Origin of the sequence: Denitrificimonas caeni (genome assembly GCF_905120345.1) — a bacterium.
GTDB lineage: Bacteria > Pseudomonadota > Gammaproteobacteria > Pseudomonadales > Pseudomonadaceae > Denitrificimonas > Denitrificimonas caeni_A.
On sequence record NZ_CAJHOA010000001.1, the window covers coordinates 763,654 to 778,581 of the forward strand.

General features: G+C 42.7%; 8 protein-coding genes and 1 rRNA gene. All 9 read right to left on the bottom strand.

Translation table 11 applies throughout. From position 1 onward, the window contains the following. Nucleotides 1–8: 8 nt before the first annotated feature. On the bottom strand, nt 9–1,274 hold the full coding sequence (locus tag JYJ62_RS03565) for a glutamate-5-semialdehyde dehydrogenase (RefSeq protein WP_205340790.1): 1,266 nt from the start codon (nt 1,272–1,274) through the stop codon (nt 9–11). Between the two features lie 366 nt (nt 1,275–1,640). Then, entirely contained in the window at nt 1,641–3,035 is a 1,395-nt protein-coding gene (locus tag JYJ62_RS03570; protein WP_205340791.1) for a UDP-N-acetylmuramoyl-tripeptide--D-alanyl-D-alanine ligase, read from the bottom strand. 28 nt (nt 3,036–3,063) lie between these two features. Then, the gene (locus JYJ62_RS03575; protein WP_205340792.1) at nt 3,064–4,719 is read right to left on the bottom strand and encodes a poly(glycerol-phosphate) alpha-glucosyltransferase; all 1,656 of its coding nucleotides are present in this window, start codon (nt 4,717–4,719) and stop codon (nt 3,064–3,066) included. Between the two features lie 15 nt (nt 4,720–4,734). Next, nucleotides 4,735–6,378, bottom strand: a complete 1,644-nt coding sequence (locus tag JYJ62_RS03580; protein ID WP_205340793.1) for a poly(glycerol-phosphate) alpha-glucosyltransferase — start codon at nt 6,376–6,378, stop codon at nt 4,735–4,737. Between the two features lie 15 nt (nt 6,379–6,393). Then, nucleotides 6,394–7,614: an HlyD family type I secretion periplasmic adaptor subunit gene (locus JYJ62_RS03585; RefSeq protein ID WP_205340794.1), complete on the bottom strand. Its 1,221-nt coding sequence runs from the start codon at nt 7,612–7,614 to the stop codon at nt 6,394–6,396. A gap of 28 nt (nt 7,615–7,642) precedes the next feature. Next, nucleotides 7,643–9,823 carry a type I secretion system permease/ATPase gene (locus JYJ62_RS03590; protein ID WP_205340795.1) on the bottom strand — a complete coding sequence of 727 codons (2,181 nt, stop codon included), beginning with the start codon at nt 9,821–9,823 and terminating at the stop codon, nt 7,643–7,645. A gap of 2 nt (nt 9,824–9,825) precedes the next feature. Further along, nucleotides 9,826–11,229 carry a TolC family outer membrane protein gene (locus tag JYJ62_RS03595; RefSeq protein WP_205340796.1) on the bottom strand — a complete coding sequence of 468 codons (1,404 nt, stop codon included), beginning with the start codon at nt 11,227–11,229 and terminating at the stop codon, nt 9,826–9,828. 162 nt (nt 11,230–11,391) lie between these two features. Then, nucleotides 11,392–13,755, bottom strand: coding sequence for a BapA/Bap/LapF family prefix-like domain-containing protein (locus JYJ62_RS03600; protein WP_205340797.1), 2,364 nt, complete (start codon nt 13,753–13,755; stop codon nt 11,392–11,394). An 880-nt stretch (nt 13,756–14,635) separates the two neighbouring features. After that, nucleotides 14,636–14,751: ribosomal RNA gene (rrf, locus tag JYJ62_RS03605) — 5S ribosomal RNA — on the bottom strand. Nucleotides 14,752–14,928: the final 177 nt, after the last annotated feature.

A 14,928-nucleotide genomic window follows, 5' to 3' on the forward strand; every position in this document is an offset into this window, starting at 1 on the left:
CAATTCGCTTAGCCACGCACGTGTCCGTCACCGAATACGACATATTTTTCGCTAGTCAAACCCAGCAAACCAACAGGCCCACGGGCATGCAACTTATCGGTAGATATACCAATTTCCGCACCTAGCCCATACTCAAAACCATCAGCAAAACGGGTTGAAGCATTGATCATCACCGAACTTGAATCCACTTCGGTTAAAAAACGTCGCGCATCGGTAAAGTTCTCAGTCACAATACTATCGGTATGCTGTGAACCATAGGTATTGATATGTTCAATCGCCTCGTCAAGCGATGAGACAATACGTATCGCCAGAATAGGTGCATTGTACTCCGCAGCCCAATCATCCGCAGTAACAGCTATCACGCGACCCGCAAATAAAGCGCAGGTCTTCTCACAGCCGCGCAACTCAACCTGCTTAGCCTCATAAATATCGAACAGCGGGCGCAATACTGCATCAACTTGTGAGTCATGCACTAACAACGTTTCCATCGCATTACACGGCGCATAACGTTGTGTCTTGGAGTTATCAGCAATACGAATCGCTTTGTCTGCATCAGCAGCCTGGTCCACATAGACATGGCAAACGCCATCTAAATGCTTAATGATCGGTACTTTAGCGTCACGAGTGATACGCTCAATCAGCCCTTTGCCGCCGCGCGGCACAATCACATCGACGTACTTAGGCATAGTGATCAGTGCACCCACGGCGGCACGATCTGTAGTTTCCACCACCTGCACTGCCGACGCAGGAAACCCCGCCACAGCTAAACCCTCATTCAAACATTGCGCAATCGCTTGATTAGAATGAATGGCTTCTGAGCCACCGCGTAAAATCGTCGCGTTACCTGACTTAATACATAAGCTGGCCGCTTCGACGGTCACGTTTGGCCGTGATTCATAAATAATGCCAATTACGCCCAATGGCACACGCATCTTACCCACCTGAATACCAGACGGCACAAAATGCATATCGCTAATTTCACCGATCGGATCAGGTAATGCCGCAACCTGTTTTAAACCTTCGATCATGTCATCAATACGCGTTGAACTGAGTGCCAAACGGTCGAGCATCGCATCATCCAGTCCGCTGGCACGTCCTGCCTGCATATCAAGCTCATTGGCTTCTAGCAAAGCGGCACGAGATGTATCGAGGGCAACGGCAGTCGCTAATAAAGCCTGATTTTTTTGCGCAGTACTGGCCTTTGCCAACACACGCGAAGCCTCACGCGCAGACTCGCCAAGGCGCTGCATGTAGTCAACAACAAGTTCGGTCATAGCATCAAACCAAAGTCAAAAGTTAAATAGGCAACGATTATAGCGATGTCGCGGCATAAACGCACAGTTAGTTTGGCGATACGGGTCAGCACCACCCTGAGGTAGCGGGAGCAAGACGTTGACAGAGGAAAAAATGGCATCCATACACAGTGGATGACCGCGATTCAAGCATAGCTATTCTGCGTCGAGCCCAAACAGCTTTTCAAAGCAGATCAGCGTCAGCGCAACAACCCTACACAGCAGTTCAAGAATTTTCGAATACGAGGATCTTTGAGTGTTTTTACTCTGTTTCTGTTTTTCAATTCAATCAACAGATAAAGCAGAAAATACGCACCCCACTCTGAAGTATATGATTTTTGAAAAACATCATTGGCTTTTTAAGGATTTAACTATTTTATGAATATCTGAAGAGTTCGAACCTTTGAATAACACACAATCATTATTTAAAAGCGATGCTCGCAATTCAACTTCACAGTCGTCAATATGGTTGTAGTTCACAACTTTACATTTACCTCTAAAGTCAATCGAGCTATTCACCTCAGCCCAAATATCACCAACGTTATAGATAAAATCAAACTCAAAAGCATTTATAAAATGAGCTAAAGAAAGATGGTATTGCTTAGAGGCTGCGCCGAGCTCTGCCATTTCACCTAACACCAACCCTTTTCTACCTTGATGATTAAGGTTACCTAAGCTTTGAATAGCTGCTTCCATAGAGCCTGGGTTTGCATTATAAGCATCATCAACAACAATAATTTTTTTATCATTTAAATGTACTACAGTCGTTTCACCGCGACCTTCGAGAGCTTTAAATTTTACGATATGCTCAAAAAAACCATCAATATCAAGACCTAGTATTGCTACCGCCAATAAAACAGCAACGCTATTTAATGCAATATGATAGCCGGAAGCACTTAATAAATATTCAACTTCTCGATCAAATAACTGTACAGTCGTGCGCCCACTATTTTGATCATAATCAATCAATGTCGCATCATTAGAGTGTCCCGCGCCATAAGTATAAACCTTTAAATCACATGCTATCGCCTTCTCATAGACTAAAGCAAACTCTTGCATATCCCTATTAAGAATCACAATAGCACCAGTACTCATACCTGTAAAAATATTACTTTTAGCTGCAGCTATATCTTTAACTGTATGTGAACGACCTAAGTGTGCAGGTAAAATATTTGTAAAAATAGCTATATCTGGATGTGCAAGAGCAGTGCTTGTTTTCATGTTACCAATAGCCAACTCTAAGACATAATAATCTGCACACCAGTTAAATGAAGATAAATTCCATGCTACGCCATAAGGCAAGTTAGCATTAAATTTAGAACTATTCACTTCACCATAGCTCGCAAAGATTAACTCAAGCATCGATGTAGTGGTTGTTTTTCCAGCACTACCTGTTATCGCTATAACTTTTCCGACAAACTGCTTTCTAGCATAAAATCCTAGATTAAGTAGAGCCGTTTTATTATCTCTCACTTTAATAGAAGGGATTTCTTTTAAAGATTTTAAAACCTCCTCATCATCAGATATTACTCCAGAAAAATTATTTTCTAACTTTTTAAGCGCCTTATACGATATCCCTCTACTGTCCGGATTATCTCCTCTCACCAAAATAAAATCGCCACTTTTAAAAGCACCTATATAGGCGCATACCCTATCAAAACAAAAGGGTTCTTTTGGCTCTAAAAACCACTCACCACCACATGCTTTAACAACAGCTGAAGTATTCCATTTTTTATTTTTCATACCTTGTCTCTCAAAATAAAAACCTTACTTATTTGTTTATATATTTATAATAACCAACAAACCCTGATAGATAGTGTTCCACATCATCAATTCTCACCCTAAAGGAATGGTGTCGAATAAAAAAACTTCCTAAAAACTTATCGGGATGGGAAAAATACATTGCATACTCAGGCCAGAAGTGGCCATTAAGCAGGTAATGAGCACGTTTTTCTAATGCACTGTAAAACACGTCTAAATCTATATTATGGAGAAGATGCTTATGTTCTATTGATGATTGTAAACGTGTAATCATTCGTTCAGCAGCCATCATCAATTCAAGTAAAGTAGGAAACGTGGTTATTCGATTGGCAATAAAATCAAGGTAACCCATAACGTTTTGCAGTCCAAACCTATAATAACGCTCATCATCGCGATACAAAGTTAGCTCATTTACGCAGTAACTTAGCCAGTGGTCATGCGCTTTCCAGTGCTCAGCACTAATAAAGTAATCAAAAGCTCTCTCTACTAGCGCTAGCCAACGCTCATCTTTAGTCAGCCCATAGAGCCGTATTAAGCCAAACGCAGCTTCACCGTCATAATAGATAATTCTAAATTGGTCTTTAATCGTTAAATCAGGATAATTAAGCACATGCACAAACTTTCCAGTTTTTTTGTTCTGCATGTATTCAATACCTAAAGCCAACTGCTCTAATAACTCTAAGTACTCTTGTGTCCCGGTCACCTCAGAGTATTTGCTTAAAGCAAGAATACAAACAGCGTTAGCACCAAGCTTGACCTCTTTCCCCGTGTGCTCAACTAAAAATGCAATTGTACTCTCTTGCTCCTTTAAGGTGACACGTCGAACCAAGCTGTTCACGATGTAGTTAATTGATCGTAGAATCGCTTTTTCAAGTTCAGGATTTTTAGTAATCTCCCATGCCTCTACCATTGAGTAGGTAGTGGAGGCATGCCGTAACGTATTGTACGTATCGATATAACGATCAAAACACGGGTGCCAACCGTAATAGAACCGCCCTGTATCTTGCACCTGAGTGGCGAGATAATTGCCACTGCGCTCAATTAAACCAAACACATCCTGCTTGGTCATTTTTTCGATAACACGACGCCCTGCATCTCTTCCTTTTGCGTACAGTAATTGACTCGGTTCTTCAGTAGAGCAAAATGCACCTTCCGTATCTAGCATATAAATTGCTGCATTATTTTTAAATTCGAAGTTAAAATCTAAGAATCGTTTTTTTGCATACAGCTCAAAATTCTTTCGATTAACAACAGCGTGTACATGCGCATTACCGCCATACAGCATGGCATTACTATTAAGTTCTTGTTCTAAAAAAGCGGTTTTAAACTCAGTATCAAGTGCTAAGCCATAACGAAAGTAGTTACGTTTAACATCCTTTAACCAATTCTTAAGCTGGCCTAAATGAGTTGTTCGAACATTAGCAACCCAGTCAATACGTAAAAACTTAGAATAGATGTCTTTATTACGTACGATATCTGCTGCATTTTCAACTAGCTGCTGCCACGTTTCTTCAAACTCTTCGCCTGAGCAGTGAACAACTTGCGCTCGTGTCTTTCCATCGCTAACCGATAAAAAAAGTGTGAATTTTGGCCAACCCTCACCTAACTTCACTGCATTTTTTTGTACTACAGGCTTGATTTTATGAAGCAACCCCGTCAATGACATATTAATATCTCTACATTAATGATTACTATCTATAAAATTTTTATACGCAACAAGCCCGGACAGATAGTGCTCAACATCATCAATTCTGACTCTAAATGCATGATGCCTAATAAAAAAACTACCGACAATACGCTGAGGATTTTTATAGTACATGGCATATTCAGGCCAAAAATAGCCATTTAATAAATACCCCGCTCGTATATGCAATGCACGATAAAAACGCTCCACTTCAAATCCCTCTAAAAGGCTTGAGTGCGTTTTTTCTTTTTGTAGTTTTTGGATAATTTTCTCAGTAGCCATCATAAGTTCAAGCAACGTAGGAAAGGTCGTGACTCGGTTAAGTACAAATCCTAAATGATCCTTAACATTATCAATAGCAAATTTGTAATAATTAAAACCTGGATTATAATCTACTAATTCATTTACTGCATAAGCAAACCAGTGATCATTATATCTCCAATATTCTTCTTGTATAAAATACTCTACAGCTTTTTCTACAGTATTTAATATCTGCTGACTGTTTGTTATTTTATACAATCGCATTAAGGCAAATAGTGCCTCACCGTCATAATAAACAATTCTAAATTTTTCTTTTATCGACAAATCTGGATAATTTAACACATGTGCAAAACTGGCATCAGTTTGCTGCATCGATATAATCCCTAAAGCAAGTTGCTTTAGAAGTTCTAGATATTTATCTGTGTCGATAAGCTCTGCATACTTACAGAGCATAAGCACACAAGCTGCCGTTCCACCTAATTTTATTTCATTATCAATATCAGTTAGAAAAGATTTCTGTTGCCCCTCTATAGTTAAGGTTTCAACAAATGTATTGATTAAATACTCTATAGCTTTTTCAATAGAAAATAAAAGTCTTTCAGATCGAGTGACGGCCCACGCTTCAAGCATCGCGTATACTGAGCTCGCATGGCGTAATGTATTGTAATGATCTATATAGCGATCAAAGCACGGATGCCAACCATAGTAAAAACGTCCAGTCTTCGGGTCGACTTGATCTGCTAAGAACTCACTGGAGGTCTTTATTAACTTTGTGAGTAGGCTGCCATCAAGCTGACGGACTATACGACGACCTGAATGCAAGCCTGTAGGATAAGTAGGAAATATTTTTCTTTGCTTAAAGTCTATAAAAACACCCTGACTTGTCAGCAGGTAAATATTTTTAGTATCATCAAAGTTATACGCATAATTTGAATATTTACTTTTCGCGTAAATATTAAAGTTTCTCTCGTTAAGTCTGCCACTCTCTATCTTATTACCACCATAAAGCATAGCATTAGCATTCAACTCTTTCTCAGTGAAAGCATATGTAACGTCTCTATCTAAGGCTATGCCATAGCGGAAATAGTTGCGCTTTGTCGTTGCAACAAGCTCTTTCAACTGTTTTATTGAAAGCTTACGTATGCCTGTAACGATAGTAATATCAATAAACTGTATTTCTTTTTTTTTGCTTTTTAAAAAAACCTCACTGACTAACTCTTGCCAAGCATCATTAAAATCAGCACCTGTCGTGGTGAACACCTCGGCCCTATTTTTTCCATCAGATAATGCATAAAAAAAAATGTACTGCGGATGTTTTTTAAACTCAGGCAAAACAAGGCTAGCGAAAACCGCACGTGATTGATTAATTAAACCATCCATAGTACACCTTCTGTATTAACGCTCTCTAAGTGCTTCTTTGGCTTTATTAATAGGCTTCATTAAGTATTCAAATACAGTTTTCTCACCCGTTTTAATATCCACTGTCGCAATCATGCCAGGTACAATCGGAAACAAAGTACCTGTTTCATTCACCAAAGCATCTGTTTCGGTACGGATAAAAACACGATAGTAATAAACATCTGGCTTGACCTCGTCCTGAATAGTATCAGGTGAAATCAAAGTAACCTCTCCATCAAGCCCACCATAGATAGAGTAGTCATACGCAGTAATTTTAACTTTGGCGGGTTGCCCAGGATAAATAAATGCCACATCTCGGGGTGAGATTCGCGCTTCAATAAGCAGCTGATCGTCTAATGGAACAATCTCCATTAACTGACCGTTCGGCGGAATAATGCCACCACGGGTAGTCACTGCAACATCTTTAACAATACCCCGAACAGGTGAACGCAAGGTTAAGCGCGAGAGAGAATCTGTTCGCCCCTTAATAACCGACTCAAGTGAATCCGCTTCGGCTTTAGCTCTAGCAAGTTCTTCACGAGCGCCCACCATATACTCGGAACGTCGATCTGTAATTTTTAGCTGTAGCTCGGAGACTTGACGTTGTAATTTTAATACCTCTACGTTGCTTGCTGCTCCCGACAGAGCTAAAGAACGGGTTAAGCTTAACTCTTCTTGTACCAATCCGAGCGCTTGCCGCAAGCCTGCTATAGATGAGTTTAAGCCTTGTTTACGAGTTTGGTAGAGGCGCGTTTCAGTTTGTACTAGATGCGGATATTCTTTTAATTCTTGTGGGAATTTTAGTTTGGTTTGGTTTACCTCAGACTCCAAGCGCGCAATACTAGCAAGCGCAGCACGATAACGAGCAGTACTTTCGCCAACGTTTGCTTCAGTTTTAGTTAAATCTAACTGCGCTAACACTTGGCCTACCTCGACGATGTCACCCTGTCGAACTAACAACTCAGATACAATTCCACCCTCAAGCGATTGAATCACTTGCTCTCTTGAAGTCGGCACCACTTTACCCGTGCCGGTGGACACCTCAACCAGTTCTGCGAAATAAGACCAAACAATCAAGCTGATTAGTAACGATACGAAAGCCCAAATAATACGTGAAGATTTAACAATTTCTGCTTCATCAACCTGGTCATTGTAACGGTGTTTATCTTCATCATAATCAAGCAGAAGAACTTTATCTTCTTGAGCCACATTACTCATACGAGTTCCTTTAGCTATAAATGAGGGCCTAAACTGTGACTGTAGATTTGGTATTTGCAGATAACTTAGCTAAGACAACTGCCTTAGGGCCATCGAGAACAATTTGACCTATATCAACCACCACAATACGGTCAACAATATTTACCAAACTCATTTTATGGGTTGCAACAATCAAAGTTTTATCGCCTATCCATGAGGACAGTTGATCAAGAAACTGCTTTTCTGTGGTGTCATCAAGCGATGCTGTTGGCTCATCTAGCAGTACTACATGGGGGTTACGGACTAGCAATCGCGAAAGCAGCAATGACTGACGCTGACCACCGGATAAGCCACGTCCACCTTCAGCGATGACATAATCTAAACCATTGGGCAATTTATGAATAAAGTCGAGTGCTCCTGTCATGCTTAATGCTCTGAGCATGTCATCATCGCGTGCCATCGGCGCACCTAACATTAGATTTTCTCGAATAGTGCCATGGAATAAGGCTGCATTTTGACTCATTAGACCAATATCACGACGTACATCAGCGGGGTCAATATGTGCCATGCCCACCCCATCGACAGTGACAACACCTTCTTTCGCCTCAAGCAGGCCTGACAGGACCTGTAACAAAGTTGATTTACCAGCACCATTTCGACCTAAAAGAGCGATTCTTTCCCCTTGCTTGATCTCAAGCTTTTTAACCTCAAGCGCAGCTAAGGGACTATCAACACCATAGGAAAACTTAGCGTTCTTAATCGTATAATTACCATTAATTGTTGTTTTATGGACTTTCTTCTCGCCCGCAGGATTATCGACAGGCAGTTCCATCAATTGATTAATACTGTTTAGAGCAACCTTAGCTTGTTGCCAGCGACTCAATACTTGAGTAAGCCCTGCCATTGGCGCAATCATGCGCGAGCCTAAAATTGATGCAGCAATCAACGATCCCGTAGAGAGATCACCTTCAATCACCATTGGCGCCCCAAATAGAACAATGACCGCAAAAGTGGAGGTCTGGAGACTTTGCGTCCAAGTCGTCAAGCCACTGACTAACGAGCGTAGACGTAAATTCACATCTGCTGCTACAGCATTATAGTTATTCCACTGCGATTGGAAGCGCTGTTCAGCTTGTAACGTTTTAATATCTTCATTACCTTGTACCGCCTCTACCAGCATGGCATTGCGTAATGAGCTCTCACGCATCGCTTCATTGGCATAGCTGCGTAACTTTCCTTGTACCAGTAAACCCGGTAAAACCATCAGGATCACAGCAACAATTGGCACCCATACTAGCGATCCGGCTAAATACCAAAAAACAGCACAAAATAATAAGAAAAACGGCATATCTGCAAATGCAATTACCGTGGTAGAGGTGAGTAATTCCCTGACATTATCTAACTCACGGATTTGTGAAATAAAGGTACCGGTTGAGCGGGGGCGATACGCATTTTTAATACGTAACGCATGACCAAATACACGGTCAGAGATTCTCAGGTCGGCACGCTTGCCTAAGAGGTCTATCACTCGTGAACGCATTTTTCGCATGATGTAACCAAAAACAATAGCGAGCATCACGCCACTAAATAGCACATAAAGTGTGGAATAGGACTCTGCAGGAATAACTCTATCGTACACTTGGCGAGTAAATAGAATTCCAGCTAAACCAAGCACATTAGCTACAAAAGAAGCTATAAACACATGGCTATACGGTCGCCAATCTCGCAGTACAATTTTTTTAAACCAATGTTTATCGTGCGGTTTTATATAGTCGTCAATACGTGCATCAGGTACCGTATGTGTCGGACGCAACACCACGGCTAAGGTAATATTATCCAGCAACTCTTGCTCTGTAATGCTGCTTTTAACACTCCCATCGCCAATGTAAGTAATGCCAACTTGACCCTTTTGATCCATGGTATCAAGAACAGCTATTTGCCCTTGTTTAAACTGCACAACCAAAGGTAAGCGCCAAGCTGTGAGCGCATTCTTATCAAGCTTGATCACGTTGAATGCTAGCCCTGCTTGACGTGCTATACCGCGTAACACATCACTCATGGCACTGCCCTTTAACCAATGACTGGTTAAAGAGATGTTTTCTTTAGAGCACTCTAAACGGTAGTGTTTAGCCACCGATAAAATAGCGTCTATCCATGCCGAGTAATCGGCCTGGGGCTCAATGACAGGCGGTTCAGGACTAGACTGTCCTAAATGTTCTTGGTCATTCATTTTTAATAACTATCCGTCGGTGCATCATTATTGAGAGCAAAAGCACCACGTAAGTTAGCCGCACTATATAAACAATCTATCTGTAAACGTTGTAAGTCTTGTTGCGTATTACTTTTTTCCATGCGCGCTTGATGAATTTCCTGCTCCGTGTTGAGCAAGTCCAATAATGTTCGCGTGCCTAATGAAATATATTGTTGCCGATAAACATCTTGCGTCTCAACAATGCTATTGATTCGACTATCTAGAATAGACAAGCGTTGCTGGTAGGTTCCAGCCTGGGCTTTAGCTTCTTGCAAACTTCGTGAAATATTTAATAACGCTTCATCTTTAGCTGCATTTGCAGCACCTAAGGCGTACTCGGCACCTCGTTTACGTGCTGTAGTCGCCCCACCTTGGTACAAGTCAACATTCAAGTTTAAGCCGACAGTGTAATCATTGCGGTCTCTGCGTCTACCAAACTCTAAATCGCGGTCACGTTCTTTTAAATAATGCTCTGCTTCAGCATCAGCGGTAATAGTCGGATAAAAATCTGCTTTACTGGATTTGATTTTAGCCATAGCTTCCGAGCGCTGTGCTTCAGCAATCAAAATATCAGGTACATGACTTAAACTATTAATGTCTACAAAGCATCCATAATCTAATGCTGCCGGAGCACCAGATAATACTGCTGGCGGCACCGTAGAACCGACTAAGTTTTGCAGTGTATGCTTCCACTTATCAAGCTGTGCCCTCATCTGTAGCTCATATGCCAAAGCCGCTTCACGACGAGACTGCGCCTGCATTTCATCAGCTCGCGTACTGGCTCCCATTGCTGAACGCTTTTTAGATAAATCCAGCAAATCGCTCACACCAACAACTTGCTCGCCTGCAATTCTCACTAGAAACTGATAGCGCTGTACTTCTAAAACGGCAAAAGCAGTTTCACGTATGAGCTGATCAATAACACGCAGCGTATCTGCTTCACTTCTCTCAACACCATATTCTTCGGCTTCCACATTGCTCGCCACTTTACCAAAGTCATAGACCAACTGAGAGCCTGAGACAGTAAAGGCTTCTTCACTGCGACCTGTCGAGTCTCGATAATTAGTACTAATACCAGCGCGAATTTGCGGAAGATAGGCCGATTTAGCAAAGTTAACTTCTTCACCCTGCTGATTCGTTCGTTCGCGCGCACCTGTAACCATTGGATGCCACTCAATTGCTCGCTTTACAGCTGCGTTCATATCTAAATTGCGCAGCTGCATCGGTGCTTTCAAGCTGGTAGTTGCATTCATATCCGGTAGTAATGCATCACTCGGTGCAGCACTTATCGATAACGGTAACAAGACAGTAATAGCTAAAAAAAGAGAAAACTTGCTCTTAACGAAAGGTAAAGAGGGGTAAGTCAAGTATGTTATGGATTTCATCGCAATGTATCCTCAACGAATATATTTTAACAAGCATGTTTTATAAAAGTCAGTTATAGATCTAGCAACTTATGCTGTTAAAACAACTAGATCTATAACTAGCGGTTGCTAGTTAAAAATAAAGCACCGAACCTCTCGACTCGGTGCTTTATCAACAAGATTTTAAATGTATGAGCTAGTGTCATCCAGCAAATCATCTAAGGGATCAATAACAGGCTGTACATCGAACCCAGCCGTATCAATGGCAAAGCTTTCTGGGAAAGCCGATAAGAAAGAAGACTCTTCTTCTACCGCAGGTAAAGGAACAGATTCTTCGCCGTGTTCAACTGAAAGAACATCTTCGAGACTTAGACTAAAACCAACCATTGCCTCCTCAGGTACTTCTTGCAAGTCCTCAACTCCAGCTAAATCAACATCATCTGATTGATCAAAGCTAAAGGCACTCATAAAGCCAAAGCCTGAATTCTGCAATACGCTAATATTTAAGCTGGCACTTTCCTCTTCACCACTGGCATCTTTTACCGTGACAATAAAGGCATCAGTACCTACGTTGCCAGACACAGCATTTGGAATATAGACATAAGTACCATCGGAGTTAATATCCAACGTACCATGATCCCCTATAACACTAGCAGTACCACCAATAATAGCCTGGTTGTTTCCATCAAAGCTTACTGAGGTTACTTCTCGTCCAGCAACATCATCTCCGTCTACTGCTGATAAGTTAATGAAGTTGCCTTCATCTTGCGTGCTAGTCACTACTTCAACTGCTGTCAGACCCTCAACAGTTAACGAGACCGTTCCCAAGTTGACACTCAGAAGTGCTGTATTTACCACAGTGGCTCGGTACTCACCCGCAGGCAACCCGTCTGGAATACTTGCCGTCGCCGTATTAGTACTAGTGCCAAGTAATGTTAAGTCTAGTAAACCACCGCCGCCAGCTTGACCTGCTGGCTGCCAGTTACCACTCTCATCTTTGACTTCAAGCTTAACTGCCAGTTTCCCCAGCACACCCAACTCAAGTACGGTATCAGAGGCGAATGTAAAGGTTGCCCCGGCGTTGTCCTCTGTCAATGAGAATCCAACAACAGGAGGATCACCCAAAATAGGGATACCTAATAAAGTAATCGGCAGTATGCCCGTGTCAGTCCCGAGCACCGCACTCTCAATTTCAGTAGTAACAGTTATCCCTGCAGTGCCCTGAACATCATCGAGCTGGAAATCAGCATCAGCATCGGCGTCGGCATCAGCGTCAGCGTCAGCGTCAGCGTCAGCATCAGCATCAGCATCAGCATCAGCATCAGCATCGGCGTCAGCATCCGCATCGGCGTCAGCATCAGCATCCGCATCGGCGTCAGCATCAGCATCGGCGTCCGCATCAGCATCAGCATCAGCATCAGCGTCAGCATCGGCATCAGCATCGGCGTCAGCATCGGCATCGGCATCGGCATCGGCGTCAGCATCAGCGTCGGCATCGGCATCAGCATCAGCGTCGGCATCGGCATCGGCATCAGCGTCGGCGTCAGCATCAGCATCGGCATCGGCATCGGCATCGGCATCGGCATCGGCATCAGCATCGGCGTCAGCATCAGCATCGGCATCGGCGTCAGCATCGGCATCGGCATCGGCATCGGCATCAGCATCGGCATCGGCATCGGCATCGGCATCAGCATCAGCGTCGGCGTCGGCGTCGGCATCAGCATCAGCGTCGGCATCAGCATCAGCATCGGCGTCGGCGTCGGCATCAGCATCGGCGTCGGCATCGGCATCGGCATCGGCATCAGCGTCAGCATCGGCGTCAGCATCAGCATCGGCGTCAGCATCGGCATCGGCGTCGGCATCAGCGTCGGCGTCGGCATCGGCATCGGCATCAGCATCAGCATCAGCGTCGGCATCAGCATCGGCGTCGGCATCGGCATCAGCGTCGGCATCAGCGTCGGCATCGGCATCGGCATCAGCGTCGGCGTCGGCGTCGGCGTCAGCATCGGCATCAGCATCGGCATCGGCATCGGCATCGGCATCAGCGTCGGCGTCGGCGTCAGCATCGGCGTCAGTATCGTCTATAGGCTTGCTATTTCTGTGTGAAGGCTTGCCATGTCCTTGCTGAGCAATTATTCCACCAACGGCTAATAGTGCTAATCCAAACTTAACCCAATCAGGAATAGCATCTGCTGAACCGACAGCTGCACCGGCGGCGACATCAAGGCTTGCTACTTCTGTAAAAGTAAACTCCGATAGTGCTGGATCAAACTGACCTAGCCACAGTCCACCATCATCATCCTCAAGGACAAGCTCGCTCTGTTCTTCGTCAATAAACTTTGTGAAAAAATCATTTATAACAACAAAATCACCAGATTTAAGATTGATAATTAAATGCGCACCATCAGCGTGATAAGACTCCACGGCTTCAGGCCCAAATGGCATTTTTACTACACTGACTGATTCTAAATTAACTATATTACTCCACTCTAAAGTAGTAGCTTGACCACTCTCTTTTTCTACTACTCCAATCGATTTGCCATTCATAGTATTCTTACTCCCCTGCGACGTAGTAAAAAATTCTCACAACCTGTGAAAAACTAAACATTCTTATATCCACTTATAATTTAACTATTTTATTTAATATTTAATTCCCTTTAAAATTAAACAAGTAAAAACTCTCACATTACTTTTCACTGGTAACTTCTGAACCTTTTATAAGTAATAGATATTTTAGCAAATTTAAACTATTTTCTATCGCAAGATATGATTACCAATAAGGAAAATACTATTTCTGTGATCGAGTAGCCTACTAAAACAAAAACACCTTATCAAAAAATAAAACATATGGTATGGAGACCTATTAGGCCTATCAAATACAACCATCACAATAATTAATAAGCATTAATAAAAAAGCATTAATTAATAATTAATAAGCAATAATTAATAAGCAATACTAATAAAATTTAATTAATCTCATACGGCAAGCAAATTATAAAATTAATAGTTTTATAAAAGCTCAGATTACAAGCACCTGCGTAACGAAAACTATCAAAGCCCGATCAATTTCTAGGCATCTCTTCCAGAGTTAATTGTGTCTAATGGAACTACCTAGACGCATGACGACATCTATTTAAACTCACGACACACAGACTGTTGCTCATGCACGGGCGCGGGTTTTATGTTCTTCGAGGCATAAAAAAACCCCAGATCATTGCTGATCTGGGGTTTTACTGTTCAAACTTGACGATGACCTACTCGGATTCGTGCCATCCAGGCACTCACCCTTCGGGCAGCCTACGGCTGTCCAAACACGTTCCCGACGCGCTTGTCACATGGGGCTTCGCGCCCGTTATACAGTGACTGAAGTTCATTTTGGATAAGCCAAAAAAAAGGCTACCCGTTAGGGTAGCCTTTCTTATTTGGCGCTTGACGATGACCTACTCTCACATGGGGAAACCCCACACTACCATCGGCGATGCATCGTTTCACTACTGAGTTCGGGAAGGGATCAGGTGGTTCCAACGCTCTATGGTCGTCAAGCAATTCTTTTTGAGGAGCCGTTTCCTGCTTGCGCAGTCATCGTCTTCTCTAATTAGGTCTGTGATAGTCGCATAATTTGTGCGTTTCGCGAACTTTCGGCTCACAATTCGTCTTCCCAAATTGTTTGGGTGTTATATGGTCAAGCCTCACGGGCAATTAGTATTGGTTAGCTCAATG

Excerpts from the sequence above, each read along its gene's own strand:
- JYJ62_RS03565 (WP_205340790.1), bottom strand. The coding sequence starts at position 1,274 with ATGACCGAACTTGTTGTTGACTACATGCAGCGCCTTGGCGAGTCTGCG.
- JYJ62_RS03570 (WP_205340791.1), bottom strand. The coding sequence starts at position 3,035 with ATGAAAAATAAAAAATGGAATACTTCAGCTGTTGTTAAAGCATGTGGT.
- JYJ62_RS03575 (WP_205340792.1), bottom strand. The coding sequence starts at position 4,719 with ATGTCATTGACGGGGTTGCTTCATAAAATCAAGCCTGTAGTACAAAAA.
- JYJ62_RS03580 (WP_205340793.1), bottom strand. The coding sequence starts at position 6,378 with ATGGATGGTTTAATTAATCAATCACGTGCGGTTTTCGCTAGCCTTGTT.
- JYJ62_RS03585 (WP_205340794.1), bottom strand. The coding sequence starts at position 7,614 with ATGAGTAATGTGGCTCAAGAAGATAAAGTTCTTCTGCTTGATTATGAT.
- JYJ62_RS03590 (WP_205340795.1), bottom strand. The coding sequence starts at position 9,823 with ATGAATGACCAAGAACATTTAGGACAGTCTAGTCCTGAACCGCCTGTC.
- JYJ62_RS03595 (WP_205340796.1), bottom strand. The coding sequence starts at position 11,229 with ATGAAATCCATAACATACTTGACTTACCCCTCTTTACCTTTCGTTAAG.
- JYJ62_RS03600 (WP_205340797.1), bottom strand. The coding sequence starts at position 13,755 with ATGAATGGCAAATCGATTGGAGTAGTAGAAAAAGAGAGTGGTCAAGCT.